Genomic DNA, 16,492 nt, shown 5'->3' on the forward strand with positions numbered 1-16,492 from the left:
TCCTCGTGAACCTCGAACCGCTGGAGGGCGGCGGGTTCGTCGCGGGCTTCCGCGACCGCGCCGAGGCGCTGGCCCTCGCGGAGGAACTCACGCACGCGCGGGGCTTCGTGGACGTCCTGCGCGCCCAGACGCACGAGTACCAGAACCGCCTGCACGTCCTCTCGGGCCTGCTGCAACTGGACCGCTCCGAGGAGGCCCTGCGCGTCCTGAACGCCGAGATTCACGCCGACGCGCAGTTCCGCCAGTTGCTGCGCGACGTGCAGGTGCCCCGGCTGGTCGCGCTGCTCGCCGGGAAGCGTGAACGCGCCCAGGAGCTCGGCATTGACTTCCAGATCACCGAGGGAAGCCACCTGGGGCCGCACTGGGAACGCCACGCCGACACGCTGGTCAGCGCCGTCGGGAACCTCACCGAGAACGCCTTTGAGGCCCTCGCCGGTCAGCCCGGACTGGTCACCGTGACGGTCGGAGAGGACCCGGACGGCATGCAGGTCGAGGTGGAGGACAGCGGCCCCGGCGTCGCCGAGACCCTGCGCGACACCCTCTTCAACCGTGGGGCGAGCAGCAAGGGCGAGGGGCGCGGGTACGGCCTGCATGGCGTCCACGCGCGCGTGCAGGGCCTGGGCGGCACGCTGCGTCACACCCGGCGCGGCCCCCTGACGGTCTTCCAGCTGAGCCTCCCGCAGCCCCTCCCGCACCGCCCCACCGACCCGGCCGAGGTGACCGCATGAACGCCCGAATCCGCGTGCTGCTCGTCGAGGACGACCTGCGCGTCGCCCGCATCAACCGCGACCTGCTCGAACGCGACCCCGACGTGCACGTCGTCGGCAGCGCCGCCACCTGCGCCCAGGGCGACGCACTGGCCCAGGCACTCAAGCCCGACCTGATCCTGCTGGACGTCCACCTGCCCGACGGCAGCGGCCTGGGCCTGCTGCGGCACTGGCGCGCGCACGGCCTGACCACCGACGTCGCCCTGATCACCGCCGCCGACGACGAGGCCAGCGTCCGGCTGGCCCTCGCGCACGGCGCGTTCGACTACCTGATCAAACCCTTCACCGGCGCGCGCCTGCAGGACCTGCTGTCCCGCCACCGCGCCCGGCGCCTCCCGCCGCCCGGCGCGGCCCGCCTGGACCAGGGCCGCCTCGACCGGCTGCTCGGGCACGGCGCGCCGCAGGCCGCGACCCTGCCGCGCGGCATCGACCCGAACACCCTGGACCGCGTCGCGCAGGCCCTGACCGGCGCCCCGCAGGCCGTCACCGCCGAGGAGATCGGCGAGCAGGTGGGCCTGAGCCGCGTGACCGCGTGGCGGTACCTCGAACACCTCGTCCGCAGCGAGCAGGCCACGCTGGAACACCAGTACGGGAACGCCGGGCGACCCGTGAAACTGTACCGGGCGCGCACCCCCTGATCCGGGATGAAATTGATTTGCTTGCACCGTGATCGCGTTCCATTGTCCCCTCTCCCCCTGTGGGACTCGGAGAGCTGCGGAGCAGAGAGGGAGGGACTCGCAGAGCGGCGCAGCTGAGGAGCGAAGCGACGGAAGGGTGAGGGGGCCACCGGGCGACTCCGAATGACCTGGAATCACCTGAATCACGTATGACCCGGCGGGGACCGTGCCCGCACCACGGCCCGGCAGGCGCGGCAGCGACTACACTGTTCACCCGATGCGTTTCGCGCTGTTTCCTGCCCTGCTGCTCATGACCGCCTGCGCGCCCACCCTGACCGTGCAGTCCACCCGCACCCCAGCCCTGAACGTGCAGGGGGCCGCGCCTGACGTCGTGATTCTGTCCGTCGCGGGGCGCTGCGGCGTGCCGTGCGTCGCCCCGCGTGACAACTGGGCGTACCTGGGTTCGCGCGGCACCGTGGACCGCGTCGCGCAGGAATTCGAGGCGGCTGGCATGAGCGTCCAGGCTGCGAACTACGCCAGCAGTCCCCTGTCCGAATTCACCTCGGGCCTCACCGGAACGCCGCAGCGCGGGTACGCGGCGCTGTTGCACGACCTGGACGCCCTGCGCGCCACCTGGGGGGCCGACGCGCCCCGCCTCGTGCTGCTGGGGCACTCGCAGGGCGTCGCGTGGCTGCACCAGCTGACCCGCGACCGGCCCGACGTGCCCTTCGCCGCGCAGATCGACCTGGACGGCATCTGCCTGGGCTGGAAGACCGACTTCGGACCGCTGATCCGCACCACCGACCCGTTCTCCCCCCTGAGTGCCTGCGACACCCTGACCGTCGCCGGGCAGCGCGTGAACGGCAAGGACGTCGTGTGGCCGAACGTCGCGCGCGGCATCGAGGTGCAGAGCAAACGCCTCCCCAGGCGAGGCGCGGCCAACGGGTTCGCCGTGAACTACCTCTTCGAGGTGGAGGGCAACGTGCGCCTGGACGGCACCACGCGCGGCCTGACCCGCTTCGTGTCGCCCCGCGAGGACCACAGCGCCGTCACCTACCCCGGCAGCGACGCCATGACCTGGGTCGCCGGGCAGGTCCGCGCCCTGACGCAGGACTGGACGCAGGGCACGCACACGCCCTGAGCAGGCAGTGAACGTCAGTCCTGCAGCTGGAGGTCCGCCAGCCACGCCTGCGCCGCCTGCGCGTCCTGCACGGTCGCGCCGCGTTCTGGCGGGAACCACGCCAGCAGCGCCCTGAGGGCCGCGCCGCGCGGCGCTCCCTCGCTGAAGATCACCTTGTGATCCCCGTCATGCAGGTGCAGCAGGCCCACCGGGTCCCCCTCGCGCACCGTGCCCACCAGCAGCGGCTCGCCCAGCCACACGGCGTCCACCTCGGCATTGTCTGCCGGGTTCAGCGTGCCGGGCAGGCAGCCGTAATTCACGGGCGCCTCCCGCGCCTCGACCCGCAGGGGTTCCAGCCGACCGTCGCGCCACACGAAGCGTTCGCGTTGCCCCGCCGTCCACTCGACGACGCCACGCCACGCCCTCACGGTTTCACCTCGTACAGTTCCACCTGCCGCAGGACCGTCCCGCCGAAGGACAGCACCGCCCGGTACGCGCCCTTCTCGGGGGCGCGCAGGCTGAACGTCGCGGCCCGCTGCGTGTCGTCCAGGTACACGCTGTCCGTGCCGATGGCCTGGGAGCCGTTGAACCACGCGACACTCAGGAATCCGGGCGTGATCGGACCGTCCACCTGGGCGCGCAGCAGCAGCGTCTCGCCGTCGCGGGTCAGGGTCGCGCCGGTCACGCGCGCCGGGAGTTCCGGCTGGATCTGGCCGGGAATCAGCGGCACGAAGTTGTAGCGGCACCCCGCCAGGGCGGGGCACAGCAGCGCGAGCAGGAGCAGGGAACGCCTCACGCTGTCCATGCTACCCGCCCGCGCCGAGGGTACGTTCAGGGCAGTCGGTGCGCCTCAATGAAGTCGATGACGGCCTGCCGGGTGCCGCCCAGGAACGTCAGGGGGCGCGCCATGGCCGCGATGATCGTGATGTGCCCCAGTTTCGGCAGCACAGTCCGCGTGACGGGGATGCCCGCACGCTTCAGGGCCTCTTCCATGTTCAGGGCGTTCTGCGGGTACACCGTGTCGTCGTCCGCCGCGACGAGCAGCAGGTGGGGCGGCGCGTCGGCGCGCACGTGCCGGTCGGGCATGACCTCGTCCGGGGTGGCGCCGACCGGGAAGGCCTTCGCGCTGGAGAACTGCCGGAAGTCGTACGAGTACGGCCCGGCCACGCCGATCACGCCGCGGATCGCGCTGACCGGTACGTCCGCCTCGGCGAGCCAGCGGGCGTTGTCCACGACCTCCACGGCGTTGAAGCCCCCGGCCGAGTGGCCCATCACGAACACGTTCTGCGCGTTGCCGCCCAGCGCGACCGCCTTCTCACGCAGGACCTTCAGCGCCTGCGCGGCGTCCTGCACGTACGACGGGTAGCGGTTCGCCGGGGCGAGGCGGTAACTCATGACGGCCGTGACGTACCCGGCGCGCGCCAGGGACTCCCCGACGAACTTGTGCCCGTCCTTGTCGCCGTTTTCCCAGCTGCCACCGTGAATGAACAGCACCATGGGCGCGTTGCGGGCGCCCTGCGGGGCGTACACGTCCATCACGTTTCGGACGTCCGGGCCGTAGCGGACGTTGCTGGTCACGTCCAGTCCGGCGGTGGACACCACGCGGTTCAGGGTGTCCTGGGCGCCGTCGCGTGAGCAGGCACTCAGGGCGGCCATCAGGGTCAGGGCGCCCACGCCGATCAGGGCGGCGCGGCGCACGCGGCGGGACGGGGCAGAGGTTCCGGTCATCCATTCACCCTAGTGCGCGGCCCGGCCGCCGGCAGCGCGCCGCGCCACAGTCCAGAATTGAACTGCCGTTCATGCGCGGGCGTACACTCCGCCGCCGCGCGGGCACGCTACCCTGCGCGCATGCCCGCCCCCACCGAGCCCGCGCACACCGAGCCCGCGCACACCGACGCCCTGATCGTCGGCGCGGGGCCCGCCGCGCTGGCCCTGGCGGCCGAACTGCGCGCCCGGCACCACAGCGTCCGGATCGTGGCGCCGCACGCGCCGCAGGCCTTCCCCGCCACGTACGGCGCGTGGCTGGACGACCTGCCCGGCTGGGCGCAGGCCTGCGCCGCGCACGTCTGGACCGACGTGCGGGTATACACCGGCCCGCAGCCCACGCCGCTGCTGCGCCCCTACGCGCTGCTGGACAACACCCGGTTCCTGCACGCGCTGCTGGACCGAGCCGGACCCCTGGCCTGGACCGTGGGAACCGTCACGCACGCCGCGCCCGACCCGGACGGCTGGACCGTGCACACCCGCGAAGGGGAAGTGCTGAGGGCCCGCTTCGTGGTGGACGCCGCCGGGCACGCGGGCAGCCTGCGCCGACCCCGCCATCCCGGCGGCGCGGCCCTGCAGACCGCGTACGGCCTCACCGCCCGCTTCGAGCGGCCCCCCAGTGCGCCCGGCGGGGTGGTCTGGATGGACTACCGCGCCCCGCACGGTCCGGGCGACACCCCCACCTTCCTGTACGCCATGCACCTGGGCGGCGACACGTACTTCGTGGAGGAAACCAGCCTGATCGCCCGCCCCGCCCCCACCCGCGCGGCCCTGCGCGCGCGGCTGCACGAGCGCCTGCGCGCGCAGGGCACCCCGCCCGGCGAGATCCTGCATGAGGAATGGGTGGCGTTCCCCATGAACGCCGCCGCCCCCGACCCGCACGGTCCGCTGGCCTTCGGGGCCGCTGGGGGCATGGTCCACCCCATCAGTGGGTTTCAGGTGGCGGGCGCCCTGCACCGCGCCCCGCATGTCGCCGACGCGGCCTCAGCCGCCCTGCGCGCCGGACGCGACCCGCACGCGGCGGCCTGGGCGGCCCTGTGGCCCCCGGAGCGCCGCGCCGCACGCGAGGTTCACCTGCTGGGCGTGCAGGCCCTGCTGAACCTGCCCCCGGACCAGCTGGCCGGGTTCTTCCGGGCGTTCTTCGCGCTGCCGCCCGCCGCGTGGCACGCGTTCCTCGACCCGGACACGCCGCCCGGCGCACTGGCCCGCACGATGCTGCGCCTGTTCGCAGCGCTGCCAGGGCGCACCCGGCTGCCGCTGGCCCGCGCGGCCCTCGCCACGCCGGGGGTCAGCGGACGCGCGCTGCGCTCGGCCATGAACGCCCCTACAGCCTCCGCCCATCCGCACCCGGCCCCGGCGCGGCAGGCTGGAGGAATGAGCGACGATACGCGCAGAGAGAACGCCGTCCTGAACCACGAGGACCTGAACCAGACCGACACCATCCAGAGCGGCATGCAGGGCGCCACCGGGAACGCCGACGCGAACGGCCTCGACCCCGACGTGGACCTGGGCGAACGGGTCGAGGAACTGCGCGAGAACCTCCGCCCGCTGACCGAACAGAAGTAAACCTGCGCGCAGGAACAGGGGGGGCGGCCAGCAGTCGGGGCCGCCCCCCTGTGCGGCGCCCCTATACTCGCCGCATGTCCCTCCTCGACATGATCGGGCCCGTCATGATCGGCCCCAGCAGCAGCCACACCGCCGGGGCCTGCCGCCTGGGTCTGGTCGCGCACCACCTGCTCGGCGAACCGCCCCGCGCGGCCCGCATCGGCCTGCACGCCTCGTTCGCCAAGACCGGGCGCGGGCACGGCACGCACCTGGCGCTGATCGCGGGGTTGCTGGGCATGCGGCCCGACGACCAGCGCCTGCCCGCCGCGTTCGAGGAAGCGCAGGCGCAGGGCCTGACCTTCGAGTTCCACGACGCGGACCTGGGCGACGTGCACCCCAACACCGCGCTGATCGAGGTGAGCGGCGACACGCAGCGGGTCACGGTGCAGGGCAGCAGCACGGGCGGCGGCGTGATCCTCGTCACGCACGTGCAGGGCCTGGGCGTGAACTTCAGCGGCGCGAGCCCCACCCTGATCCTGCGCTACACCGACGCGGTCGGCATGATCGCCCGCATCGCCACGACCATCGCAGCGGACGGCGTGAACATCGCCACGCTGACCTGCACCCGCCAGACGCGCGGGGGTCAGGCGCTGCTGGCCGTGGAACTCGACCAGCCCCTGAGCCCCGAGGCGCAGGCGTTCCTGGCCCGCTGGGCCGACGTGAACTGGCTGCGGATGCTGCCGAAACTCATGGACGGCTGACCCGCTACGGGATCAGCCGCCCGGAGCCGGCGTCAGCGGTTGGCGTCCACCCGCGCGAGTTCCGCCGTGATCGCCGCGTCCAGCTGCGGGAACACTTCCGGCCAGGGCTGGTTCAGACTGGCCCCGGCGGCCGGGACGTGCCCGCCGCCGCCGAGCGTCACGGCGATGTTCTGCGCGCTGACGCCCGCGCGGGAGCGCAGGGACAGCTTCACGCGCTCCCCGAAGTCCTTGACCATCACGGCCAGCTGCGACCCCTCGGCGTTGCGGAGCATCCCGACGTAACTCTCGACGTCCTCCCAGGCGGCCCCGGCGCGCGCCAGCATCGCCTCGTCCACCCGGGCGAGGACCACGCGCCCGCCGTGCAGGAATTCCAGGCTGCCCAGCACCTCGCGCAGCAGCGTGTAGTACGTGCGGGGATTCTGGCCCAGCTGGTCACTGATCCAGCCCAGGCGGGCGCCCGCCTCGCGCAGCCGCGCGGCGGTCCGGAACGCGCCGGGCGTGACCGAATCGAACCGGAACGACCCGGTGTCCGTCACGAGGCCCAGCATCAGCGGCGTGGCGATCTCCTCGGTCCACCCGGCGCCCAGCAGGTCGATCAGGTCCGCGACCATCACGGCCGCCGCCGGTTGCGAGGGGTCCACGGCCAGTGCGTCGGCGCGGCGGGCGTTCGTGCCATGGTGGTCGACGTTCACGACCGGACCGCTGAACACGCTCAGGTCCGCGCCGCCCACCCGGACGTGATCGTTGTTGTCCACGTCCAGCACGGCCGCCAGCGCCCCGGCAGGCCACTCGGTCAGGCGCCCCTCGGTCAGTTCGCCGGGGCGGGGCATGAACGCCAGGAAGCGCGGGACCTGCATGGGCGCGATCACCTCGCGGCCCAGGCTGCGCAGGGCGCGCGTCAGGCCGAGCACGCTGCCCAGCGCGTCCCCGTCCGGATTCTCGTGCGAGAGGACCACGATCGGTCCGGAGTGGTCCAGTAGGGCGCGGGCGACCGCCGCGAGGTCGGAGGTGGGGGAGAGGTCCGTCATCCCTCAACTATAGGCGGCGCGGGCAATCCTGGCCGCCGCGCGCCCAACGAAGCGCGCCACCCGAGTCGAACCGGGTGGCGCATTCACACTGTCCGCTCAGCTGGCGGGCGTCTTGCGGCTGCGGGTGGTCTTGGCGGGCGCCGGGGCGGGCGCGGGCGCCGCCGCGGCGAGTTCCGGCACGATCGCCGAGAGGTCCTCGTGCGTGATCGGGCGTTCCTGCGCGCCGAAGCCGGTCGCGGCCAGCGCCCCGGCGGCGTTCGCGGCGCGCGCCGCCCCGCCGATCCCCGCCCCGGCCAGGATCGCGTGCGCGAACACGGCCGTGAAGGTGTCCCCGGCGCCGGTGGAATCCACGACCTTCCCGGCGGGCCGGTAGGCGTCCACGAGTTCGGTGTCGTCGGGCGTCCAGGTGATCGAGCCCATCTTGCCGACCTTCACCACGACCCGCCGCGCGCCGGCCTTGCCCAGCTGCGCCAGCGCCGCGCTGATCGAACTGGTGCCGGTCAGGGCCTGCAGTTCGTGCTGATTGAGCATCAGGTAGTCCGCGCCGACCACGTCGTCCAGCAGGGTGGTGCCCGCCTTGTTCACCGCGCCGGTCCCCAGGTCGATGAACACCGGGACCGGGGTCGTCGCGCCGCGCGCCGCCTCGATGGCCGCGAGGCTGTACTCGCGCTGCGGTCCCTCGGTCAGGGCGTACGCGTTGATGATCAGCGCGTCGGCGCCCTCGACGTCCTTCTTCCTGAACCCGGCGGGGTCCAGCTGGCGGTTGGCGGCCCCGTCGCTGATCATGGCGCGTTCGCCGTCGCGGGTCTGCATGACCGTGATGGTGCTGGTGATGAGCGTGGCGTCGCGCTGGATGGCGGCCTCGCTGACGCCGCTCTCGCGCACGCGGCTCAGGGCGTACTCCGCGAACGGATCGTCGCCGACGCGCGCGGCGAGGGTCACGGTGTGCCCCAGGCGGGCCAGGGTGACGCTCATGGTGCCGCCGGCCCCGCCGGGCTTCATGCTGGCCTGCTGCGGCGTGACTTCCTCGCCGGGTTCCGGCAGGCGTTCGAGGTGGTAGAGGTGATCGACGGTCACGTCACCGATGATGTAGAACTTCACAGGGGATTCCTCCGGGGAGCCTGTCTGGGCGGCCCTGAATAGTGACTGGGGGGTAATTCTTGCTCGCGGTTACCGTATCACGCCCAGTTTGACGGCCATGTCACGCAGGTCACCCAGGGACACGTCCTCGGCGCGGACGTCCGCGCGCAGCCCGGCGGCCTCCAGCGCCGCGTCGATCGCGTCGCCGTCCATGCCGGTCAGGCGCAGGTTGTTGCGCAGCGTCTTGCGGCGGTGGTGCAGCGCGGTCTCCACGAACGACAGGAATTCCTGCTCGGGCGCCGGGCGGGTCCGGTCGAAGTCCAGGCGGATCACGGCGCTCGTCACGTCCGGCGCGGGCAGGAAAGCGCCCTTGGGGACGTCGCGGACGTGCTGCACGCTGCCGTACAGCGCGGCGATGGCACTCAGGAACCCGTAGTTCTCCTCGCCGGGCCGCGCGGCGAGGCGCTGCCCGACCTCCTTCTGCACGAGCACCGTCGCGGACACGATCCCGGGCGCGCGCATGAAGCGCGACAGCAGCAGGCCCGTGATGTAGTACGGCAGGTTCGCGATCACCCGCGTGCCCGCGGGCAGCGTGGCGTAATCGAAGTCCAGCGCGTCGCCCCACACGACCTGCACGTCCAGGCCCTCCAGCGTCTCGGCCAGCACGGGCCGCAGCCGCTCGTCCTTTTCCAGCGTCGTGACCTGCGCGCCCCGGGACGCGATCTCGCGCGTCAGGACGCCCAGGCCCGGGCCGATCTCCAGCACGGGCACGCCGGGCGCGGCGCCGCCCGCCTCGGCGATGGCACGCAGGATGTTCCCGTCGATCAGGAAGTTCTGCCCGAGGCTCTTGGTGGGTTTCAGGCCGTGCCGGTCGAGCAGGTCCCGCACGCGCGCCGGGGAGTACAGTGGCGCGGCGCTCAGGTCCCGTTCCTCGTGGTCGGCGGGGCGCCGGTCGGAGGTGCGGCGGTCGGGGCCGCGCCGGTCGGACGGGCGGCGGTCGGAGGTGCGGGCGGGTCTGCGGGAGTCTCTGGGCATGCGGGGACGGCCCTCCGGGGCCAGGAAGTGAGGGGCAGCGTGTGGGCGGGACAACGGTGAGCGCCGCTGTGGGCGCGCCGGGAACACGTCAGTATACTCACGGGGTGAGTTTCCGTTCCGGGCTGTTCCTCTGCCGCGCCACCTGCCGGGGTCCGTCGTGACCGCCGACCTGACCACCGACCCCCAGGTCGTCCCGGACCCCGCCCCGGCCACGCTGGGCGACCTGATCCGCGCCGGGGCGTGGCGCCGCGCCGCCGCGACCGCCAGCGTGCTGGGCGAGAGTGCCGACCTCGTCGACGCCCTGCAGACGCTGCGGGTCGTGCAGGACGAGATCCGCGCCCGCCGGTACCCCGCCGCGCGCCAGCAGCTGGCCGCGTACGCCGCGGCCGCCGACTCGCTGACGCACCCGCTGGCGGCCGAGCTGCGCCTGTACGTCCACCCGGCGGACGTCATGCAGGCGCTGGACGCGCTGGAGGCGCAGCGCCGCGCCGACGATCCGGCCGCGCTGCGTGGGGCACTGGCGGGCGCGCTGGCACAGCCCATGACCCGCGCCGAGGCGCTGAACGCGCTGGGTGTCCTGCACGCCATGCTGGGCGACGAGGCGCAGGCCCGCGAGGCCCTGACCGCCGCGCGCGAGGCCGACCCCGGCCACTACCGCGCCCTGACGAACCTGGGCAACCTGGACATGGAGGCCGGCCGCTTCGCGCAGGCGGAAGCCATCTACCGCGAGGTGCTCACCCTGGAACCCGACTACGACGGCGGGCACCACAACCTCGGGGTGGCGGTGCGCCGCCAGGGGCGCGTGGCGGAGGGCGTGCGGCACATCCGCCACGGGCAGCGGCTGTCCATGAAACGCTCCCGCGAGGACACCCGCGCCGAGGCCAGGGAACAGCTGAGCCGCACGCCGGGCCTGAAGTACCTGCGCTTCGTGCTGCTCGCGGTCGCCGCGCTGGTCATCTTCCTCGTGCTGCGCGGCGCCGGCAGCTGAGCGGATCATGACCGGTGCGGTCCTCACCCCGGACGGTGTACGCGCCATCGACGCGCGCCTGGAACGCGCGGGCCTGCTCGACCCGGCCATGGAGATCGCCGGTCAGGCCGTCGCGCGGGCCGTGCAGGAACGCTGGCCGTCCGGGCGGGTCGTGCTGCTGGCGGGCGGCGGCGCGAACGGGGGGGACGCGCTGGTCGCCGCGCGGCACCTGCTCGCCGCGGGGCGGGAGGTGACGGTCCTGGCTCGACCGTCCACGCATCCCCTGACCCGCCTGAACCGCCGCCGTCTGCGCGCCGTGGGCGGCGAGGTCCGGCCCCTGACCCCGGCCGCGCTGGGCCGCGCCGCGCGGGACGCCGCCGTGCTCGTGGACGGCCTGCTCGGCACCGGGTTCCGCCCCCCCCTGCGGGGCGACCTGGCTCGCGTGATCGGCGCGCTGAACGCCGCCCGTGACCGCGGCCCGGACGTGCTCGCCATCGACCTGCCCAGCGGTCTGGACGCCACGCGCGCCGACCTGCCCGGCGAGGCGGTGCGCGCCGACGTGACCGTCACGTTCATCGGTCCGAAACCCGCCCAGCTGTTCGGGGATGCCGCCGCGCACGGCGGGACGCTGACCGTCGCGCCCCTCCCGGTGCCCACCGCGTGGGTTCAGGACGCGCAGGTCGCCGCCCGCCCGGACGACGCTGGCCTGGGCGCGCTGCTGCCGGTCCGGACCGCCGCCGCGCACAAGGGCACCGCCGGGCGCGTCTGGATCGTCGGCGGTCACCCCGGCACCCTGGGCGCCCCGGCCCTGGCCGGACTGGGCGCGCTGCGCGCCGGGGCGGGACTCGTCACGGTCCACTCGGCGGCGGACGTGCCGCTCGTCACGCCGGAACTGATGGCGCAACGCCACGCCGACCTGCACGCCTTCCTCACGGCGAATGACGTGCGCCCGGACGCCGTCGCTATCGGCATGGGCCTTGGCCCGGACGCCTCTGCGCTGGCGCGCGAGGTGCTGCGCTGGCAGGTGCCCACCGTCCTCGACGCCGACGCCCTCCAGCCTGAACTGGCAGGACACGGGCACGGCGCGTGCATCTGGACCCCTCACCCCGGCGAGGCCGCCCGGCTCCTGGGTGTCCCCACCTCCGAGGTCACCCGCGACCCGCTGGCTGCCGCCCGCGCCCTGCAGGAGCGGCTGGGCGGCGTGGTCGTGCTCAAGGGCGGCCCCAGCGTCGTCGCGCGCGCAGGCGAACTGAGCGTCTCACGCGGCGGGCATCCGGGCATGGCGAGCGCGGGCATGGGCGACACCCTCGGCGGCCTCCTGGCGGCGCTGCTCGGTCAGGGACTGGACCCCTGGGACGCCGCGCGGACCGGGGTGCGCCTGCACGCCCGCGCCGGGGAGATCGCCGCCGACACGTTCGGGTACGGCCTGGGCGCCAGCGACGTCGCGCACGCCCTGGGCCGCGCCTGGGCCGACCTGCGCGGGGCGCCCCTGACGGGTGTATCGGCAGGTGTATGAATCTCCGCACTGCGCGCTGACGAGGAGGTGATACCGTGACCGCATCCATGCAAGGCCTGCTCAGCGATGTGCCCCTGATGGGCGTCCTGGAACTCATCCACACCACCCGCCAGACGGGTGTGCTCGACGTCCAGTCCGACGTTCCCTTCACCGTCGCCTTCATGCAGGGCGAGGTGATCTCCGGCGGCATCCTCGACTGGATGGGTGCCGAGGCGATCCACGCCAGCCCGATCCTCGCGGAATCCGGCACCTTCCGCTTCGAGCCGCGCAGCGTGACCGGCACGCCCCTGGCCCCCTACGGGCACTTCTCGACCGACTGGGCGCGCATCAGCGACGAGTGGGACCAGGTGTGCGCCGTGATCGGCAGCCCCAGTCAGGTGTTCCAGGGGCGCGTGCCGCTGTTCGACGAGCCCGGCGGCCGCTCCATCCGCGCGGTGGCCCGCGACGTCGAGATCCCGCTGTTCGACGTCGCCCAGACGGTCGTGCAGGCCGTCCGCGACGGCAAACTGACCCCCACCGGACGCTTCGAGTGGTCCCGCCTGAAACTCCAGCCCGCCGGGCAGCGGGCGGCCCTGCACCCGGTCGCGCGCCTGCTCGACGGGGACCGCACGCTGGCCGACGCCGTCGAGTCCGGCACCAGCGTCACCGACGTCCGCGAGTACCTGCTGGGCGAACTGCGCCTGGGCCTGCGCTTCTCCGGCAGCGGCTGGGTCATGCGGGACCTCGTGTGGGAGCACCGCCACCTGCCGGCATCCTGACAGCCCTTCCAGAACGGCAGGGTGGGCGTGCCGTAGAATGCCCGGCATGCTGTTTCTCTCGGCCCTGCTGCTGCTCGTCGCGTTCCTGACGGGCAGCGCGCCCCTCGGACACGCCGTCCTGACCCGCGCCGGCGTGAACGTCCGCGTCAACAATCCCCACAACCTGGGCGTGGAGAACGTCCTGCACCGCGTCGGCCCGCAACTGGCCGCCCTGACCGCGCTGCTCGACGCCGCCAAGGGCTTCCTGGCGGTCCTGATGGCCGCCAGCCTGGGCCAGCCCGAGGTGACCGTCATGGCCGCGCTCGCCGCGTACCTGGGTCACCTGAACCCCCCTCGCTTCCTGTTCGGGGACACCCCGCCGCGCGGGCGGGGCAACCTCGTGCTGCTCGGCGTCCTGGCCGGACTGGCCGTCACCGGGGCGCTGCCGCTGTGGGTGTGCGCGCTGCCCGTCCTGGTGTACGCCGCCGCCGCCGGATTCTCCGGCTTCGTGAGCGGCGCGACCCTGGCGGGCCTGCTGACCTTCACGCTGGCCGTGGCGACCCTGCCGCTGGGTCCGGCGGCGAAACTGGCCGCGCTGGCCCTGCTCGTCGCGGCGACGTGGCGGTTCAAGGAGAACATCGGCCGGATGATCGACGGAACCGAACCCCGCCTGGGCGAGGCCGTCCCCCTGGCGGGCCGCCGCAGTGACGAGGTCGTCGCCGCGTTCATGATTCACCCCATGACCCTGGAGAACTTCTGGAGTGCGCGCCGCTTCGCGTGGCTGCGGCCCCTGGTCGAGAAGGGCGTCGTCAGTGAACGCAGCGTCCGGCAGATGGCCGACAGCCTGCGCCCCATGAAGATCGGGGAACTGCGCGGCATCCGCACGAGTGACGGCAAGAGCATCCGCTGCTACCTGCTGTCCAGCCCACTGCTGCCCGACGTGTTCCGCGACAACCCGGACCTCGCCACCCGCCGCGCCATCGAGGGCGCGCGGCTCGCGCAGGAACTCGGCGCGGAAGTCTTCGGCCTGGGCGCGTTCTGGAGTGTCGTGGGCAACAAGGGCGTCGACGTGCAGGCCGCCGTGCCGGACCTGACCATCACGAACGGCGGGGCGTACACCTCCGGCACCATCAAGGCCGCCATCCCCGGCATTCTCGAACACTTCGCCGCCGAGGGCCGCGACCTGAAGCAGGCGACCGCCGCCGTCGTCGGCGCCAACGGCGTCGTCGCGTTCGGCATCGCCCGGACCATCGCGCCGCAGGTCGCGAAACTGATCATGATCGGCCGCGACGCCGAACGGCTCGAACGCACGGCGGGCACCCTGCGCCGCGCCGCGAAAGACACCGAGATCATCGCCACGACCAGCTACGACACCCTGAAGGACGCCGACCTGATCTTCACGGCCACCAGCGACCCGAACCCCGTGATCTTCCCGCAGCACGTCAAACCCGGCACGTGGATCTTCGACGAGGGCCGCCCCGCCGACGTCGACGAGAGCGTCCAGGCCATCCCCGGCGTGCGCGTCATCCCCGGCGGCGTCGTGCGCCCCCCGGGCGGCATGACCAGCAACATCGACCTGCAGTTCGGCGAGGGACAGGTACCCGCCTGCCTCGCCGAGACGCTGATCATCGCCGCGACCGGCGAGCACCACCGCAAGAGCCTCGGCCAGCAGACCCTCACGGAGAACATCAACTTCTTCGTCGAACAGGCCGAGAAACTCGGCTTCCAGGTCGTGGACTGAAACAGACTCCGGGGGAAGAGGTGGGGGCGTGCGCCGGGCTGGCCGCGCCCCCGTTTCTCAGTGGTGTCCAGTGCCGTTGAAGGGCCAACGGCACACCCTCCGTCTCCACTTCCCACCACTGTCGTTCACGCCTCCTCGCTCTGCCCGGCGCCTCTGAACACCGCTGTGTTCCCACGGCAGGAACGGTTTCGCAGCGTTTGATGTGGGCCTCTCACGCAGATCTGGTGGAGGCCGGGCCGCGCAGGCACTAGCCTGCCCGGCAGATGCGCGCCGCCCTCCTGATTCTCGCCCTGCTGCTGCCCGCCGGGGCGCACGCCGCGCGACTCCCGCTGTTCCTGGGACCCGCCGCGCGGCCGACCACGCCCGCGCCGCAGGTGTGCGCCGCGCCCGTCGCGCCGCTGGAACGGGTCCTGTGGGACCTCGACCGGGCGCGGGGCGGTCCGGACCTCAGCTGCGGGAACGAGGTGCTGGGCTACGTCCGCACGCCCCGTGATCTGGACGCCCCGCAGGACGCCTACCAGACGCTCGCGCAGGAGATGCAGGCGGCGCGGGCCGAGGTGCTGCTGACGACCATGGAATGGGAGAGCGACCCCGCACGGCCCGGCGGGACCTTCGTGCAGGCGGCCCGCGACCTGTACCGGCGCGTGCAGGCCGACCCCGCCGCGTACCCGCAGGGCATGACCGTCCGCGTGCTGCTGGGCAACTACCCGCAACTGAGCGACCCGGCGGGCAGCGCGCAGGTGCTGGGGCTGGCCCGCGCGCTGCGTGAGGCCGACGTTCCACTGCATGACCCGCGCGTCGGCTGGACGCTGACGCTGCTGAACTACGCGTACCTGCCGCACAGTCACGTGAAACTGCACGTCATCGACGGGCAGGACCTGACCGTCAGCGGGTACAACTTCACCGGCTGGCACCTGCCGCTGGGGGATGCCGGGGGGCTGGCCCTGCACGACACCGGACTGCGCGTGCGTGGACCCGCCGCGCAGGCGGGCGTCGCCGCCTTCGACGACCTGTGGCGGCACAGCGACGAACTCCGCTGCCCGGAGGCCCTGCTGCCCGCCGAGGTGGCGTCTCGCTGCGCGCTGGAACCGGCGCAGGCGCCCTCGCACCCGGCGCTCGCGGCCCGCGCGGTCGGCACCGGACCCGACCGCGCCTTCATGCTGTACCGCCGCACCGCCGGGGAGGACCACGCGGACCGGGCGCACCTCGCGCTGATCGGCGCGGCGCGCCGCAGCATCGACCTGATGCAGTCCGACTTCAGCCCCGGCCTGGACTGCTGGTTCGGGTACCTGAACCCCGACCCCTGCACCGTGGACCGGATGCCCGTGTACTTCCCGGCACTGCTGGCCGCCATGCAGCGCGGCGTGCACGTCCGCCTGCTCGTCGTGGAATACGGGTTCGGGAAACCCGCCAACCGCACCGGGGTCGCCCTGATGCGCCGCGAACTGCGCCGCCTGGGCCTGGAGGACCGCTTCGAGGCGCGCTACACCACCTTCAGGATGCACAGCAAGATCATGACCGTGGATCACGCGCTGGTCGTGGTGGGCAGCATGAACTTCCACTTCAGCGCGTGGGGCAGCGCCGGACTGGCCGAATCGGCCCTGGCGACCGGGAACGCGGCCGCCATTCGCGAACAGGACCGCACCTTCGAGCAGGCCTGGACGACCAGCAGCGTGCCCGTCCCGGCCGAACCCTGGCTGTCCCGCATCACGCCCGGCCAGCCGTAGCACACAAGGGTCTGTGGGGCCAGGTTCATTCGGACTCCGGAAGGTTTGCAGGAACCTTCAACCCGAGCGAAGCGAGCAGGAGAGAAA

The 16,492-nt window shown here is 73.2% G+C and carries 16 protein-coding genes; 10 read left to right on the plus strand and 6 right to left on the minus strand.

All coding sequences use genetic code 11. From position 1 onward, the window contains the following. The first annotated feature begins 5 nt into the window (after positions 1 to 5). The 3 genes from EXW95_RS20800 (at position 6) to EXW95_RS17890 (ending at position 2,525) form a co-directional block, all read left to right on the plus strand. Positions 6 to 728 (plus strand): sensor histidine kinase, encoded by a 723-nt coding sequence (locus tag EXW95_RS20800; protein WP_371810149.1) that lies wholly within the window; start codon positions 6 to 8, stop codon positions 726 to 728. Continuing rightward, positions 725 to 1,405 (plus strand): response regulator, encoded by a 681-nt coding sequence (locus EXW95_RS17885; protein ID WP_174368604.1) that lies wholly within the window; start codon positions 725 to 727, stop codon positions 1,403 to 1,405. The genes EXW95_RS20800 and EXW95_RS17885 overlap by 4 nt, the downstream gene beginning before the upstream one ends. 256 nt (positions 1,406 to 1,661) lie before the next feature. Further along, positions 1,662 to 2,525 (plus strand): hypothetical protein, encoded by an 864-nt coding sequence (locus EXW95_RS17890; protein ID WP_174368605.1) that lies wholly within the window; start codon positions 1,662 to 1,664, stop codon positions 2,523 to 2,525. 14 nt (positions 2,526 to 2,539) lie between these two features. Here EXW95_RS17890 and EXW95_RS17895 read toward each other — a convergent pair whose 3' ends face one another. The 3 genes from EXW95_RS17895 to EXW95_RS17905 are packed head-to-tail and all read right to left on the minus strand — an operon-like array spanning position 2,540 to position 4,232. After that, on the minus strand, positions 2,540 to 2,932 hold the full coding sequence (locus EXW95_RS17895; protein ID WP_174368606.1) for an inorganic diphosphatase: 393 nt from the start codon (positions 2,930 to 2,932) through the stop codon (positions 2,540 to 2,542). After that, positions 2,929 to 3,309, minus strand: coding sequence for a hypothetical protein (locus tag EXW95_RS17900; protein WP_174368607.1), 381 nt, complete (start codon positions 3,307 to 3,309; stop codon positions 2,929 to 2,931). The genes EXW95_RS17895 and EXW95_RS17900 overlap by 4 nt, the downstream gene beginning before the upstream one ends. A gap of 26 nt (positions 3,310 to 3,335) precedes the next feature. Further along, on the minus strand, positions 3,336 to 4,232 hold the full coding sequence (locus tag EXW95_RS17905; protein WP_174368608.1) for an alpha/beta hydrolase: 897 nt from the start codon (positions 4,230 to 4,232) through the stop codon (positions 3,336 to 3,338). A gap of 120 nt (positions 4,233 to 4,352) precedes the next feature. Between EXW95_RS17905 and EXW95_RS17910 the strand changes: the two genes are divergently transcribed. Both EXW95_RS17910 and sdaAB read left to right on the plus strand, forming a co-directional pair. Then, positions 4,353 to 5,834: a lycopene cyclase family protein gene (locus tag EXW95_RS17910; RefSeq protein WP_174368609.1), complete on the plus strand. Its 1,482-nt coding sequence runs from the start codon at positions 4,353 to 4,355 to the stop codon at positions 5,832 to 5,834. A gap of 74 nt (positions 5,835 to 5,908) precedes the next feature. Continuing rightward, complete coding sequence (sdaAB, locus tag EXW95_RS17915; RefSeq protein WP_174368610.1) at positions 5,909 to 6,574, plus strand: L-serine ammonia-lyase, iron-sulfur-dependent subunit beta; 666 nt, start codon at positions 5,909 to 5,911, stop codon at positions 6,572 to 6,574. 32 nt (positions 6,575 to 6,606) lie between these two features. Here sdaAB and EXW95_RS17920 read toward each other — a convergent pair whose 3' ends face one another. The 3 genes from EXW95_RS17920 to rsmA all read right to left on the minus strand — a co-directional run bounded on the left by EXW95_RS17920 (position 6,607) and on the right by rsmA (position 9,717). Continuing rightward, positions 6,607 to 7,602, minus strand: a complete 996-nt coding sequence (locus EXW95_RS17920; protein ID WP_174368611.1) for a bifunctional oligoribonuclease/PAP phosphatase NrnA — start codon at positions 7,600 to 7,602, stop codon at positions 6,607 to 6,609. Between the two features lie 96 nt (positions 7,603 to 7,698). Continuing rightward, on the minus strand, positions 7,699 to 8,703 hold the full coding sequence (locus tag EXW95_RS17925) for a carbohydrate kinase family protein (RefSeq protein ID WP_174368612.1): 1,005 nt from the start codon (positions 8,701 to 8,703) through the stop codon (positions 7,699 to 7,701). A 69-nt stretch (positions 8,704 to 8,772) separates the two neighbouring features. Then, entirely contained in the window at positions 8,773 to 9,717 is a 945-nt protein-coding gene (gene rsmA, locus EXW95_RS17930) for a 16S rRNA (adenine(1518)-N(6)/adenine(1519)-N(6))-dimethyltransferase RsmA (protein WP_174368613.1), read from the minus strand. A gap of 157 nt (positions 9,718 to 9,874) precedes the next feature. Between rsmA and EXW95_RS21415 the strand changes: the two genes are divergently transcribed. The 5 genes from EXW95_RS21415 to EXW95_RS17955 all read left to right on the plus strand — a co-directional run bounded on the left by EXW95_RS21415 (position 9,875) and on the right by EXW95_RS17955 (position 16,405). Then, positions 9,875 to 10,705 carry a tetratricopeptide repeat protein gene (locus EXW95_RS21415; protein ID WP_174368614.1) on the plus strand — a complete coding sequence of 277 codons (831 nt, stop codon included), beginning with the start codon at positions 9,875 to 9,877 and terminating at the stop codon, positions 10,703 to 10,705. 7 nt (positions 10,706 to 10,712) lie between these two features. Then, a complete protein-coding gene (locus EXW95_RS17940; protein ID WP_174368615.1) occupies positions 10,713 to 12,200 on the plus strand; it encodes an NAD(P)H-hydrate dehydratase in 1,488 nt (495 codons plus the stop codon). Between the two features lie 35 nt (positions 12,201 to 12,235). Further along, the gene (locus EXW95_RS17945) at positions 12,236 to 12,958 is read left to right on the plus strand and encodes a DUF4388 domain-containing protein (RefSeq protein WP_371810150.1); all 723 of its coding nucleotides are present in this window, start codon (positions 12,236 to 12,238) and stop codon (positions 12,956 to 12,958) included. 46 nt (positions 12,959 to 13,004) lie between these two features. Beyond that, positions 13,005 to 14,678 carry a glycerol-3-phosphate acyltransferase gene (locus tag EXW95_RS17950; RefSeq protein WP_174368616.1) on the plus strand — a complete coding sequence of 558 codons (1,674 nt, stop codon included), beginning with the start codon at positions 13,005 to 13,007 and terminating at the stop codon, positions 14,676 to 14,678. A 263-nt stretch (positions 14,679 to 14,941) separates the two neighbouring features. Further along, on the plus strand, positions 14,942 to 16,405 hold the full coding sequence (locus EXW95_RS17955; RefSeq protein WP_174368617.1) for a phospholipase D-like domain-containing protein: 1,464 nt from the start codon (positions 14,942 to 14,944) through the stop codon (positions 16,403 to 16,405). The last annotated feature ends 87 nt before the right edge of the window (positions 16,406 to 16,492 follow it).

This window comes from Deinococcus sp. JMULE3 (genome assembly GCF_013337115.1).
Taxonomy (GTDB): Bacteria; Deinococcota; Deinococci; order Deinococcales; family Deinococcaceae; genus Deinococcus.

Coding starts and splice junctions, on each gene's coding strand:
- EXW95_RS17920 (WP_174368611.1), bottom strand. CDS start 7,602: ATGACGGACCTCTCCCCCACCTCCGACCTCGCGGCGGTCGCCCGCGCC.
- EXW95_RS17885 (WP_174368604.1), top strand. CDS start 725: ATGAACGCCCGAATCCGCGTGCTGCTCGTCGAGGACGACCTGCGCGTC.
- rsmA (WP_174368613.1), bottom strand. CDS start 9,717: ATGCCCAGAGACTCCCGCAGACCCGCCCGCACCTCCGACCGCCGCCCG.
- EXW95_RS17950 (WP_174368616.1), top strand. CDS start 13,005: ATGCTGTTTCTCTCGGCCCTGCTGCTGCTCGTCGCGTTCCTGACGGGC.
- EXW95_RS17890 (WP_174368605.1), top strand. CDS start 1,662: ATGCGTTTCGCGCTGTTTCCTGCCCTGCTGCTCATGACCGCCTGCGCG.
- EXW95_RS17900 (WP_174368607.1), bottom strand. CDS start 3,309: ATGGACAGCGTGAGGCGTTCCCTGCTCCTGCTCGCGCTGCTGTGCCCC.
- EXW95_RS17940 (WP_174368615.1), top strand. CDS start 10,713: ATGACCGGTGCGGTCCTCACCCCGGACGGTGTACGCGCCATCGACGCG.
- sdaAB (WP_174368610.1), top strand. CDS start 5,909: ATGTCCCTCCTCGACATGATCGGGCCCGTCATGATCGGCCCCAGCAGC.
- EXW95_RS17905 (WP_174368608.1), bottom strand. CDS start 4,232: ATGACCGGAACCTCTGCCCCGTCCCGCCGCGTGCGCCGCGCCGCCCTG.
- EXW95_RS17955 (WP_174368617.1), top strand. CDS start 14,942: ATGCGCGCCGCCCTCCTGATTCTCGCCCTGCTGCTGCCCGCCGGGGCG.
- EXW95_RS17910 (WP_174368609.1), top strand. CDS start 4,353: ATGCCCGCCCCCACCGAGCCCGCGCACACCGAGCCCGCGCACACCGAC.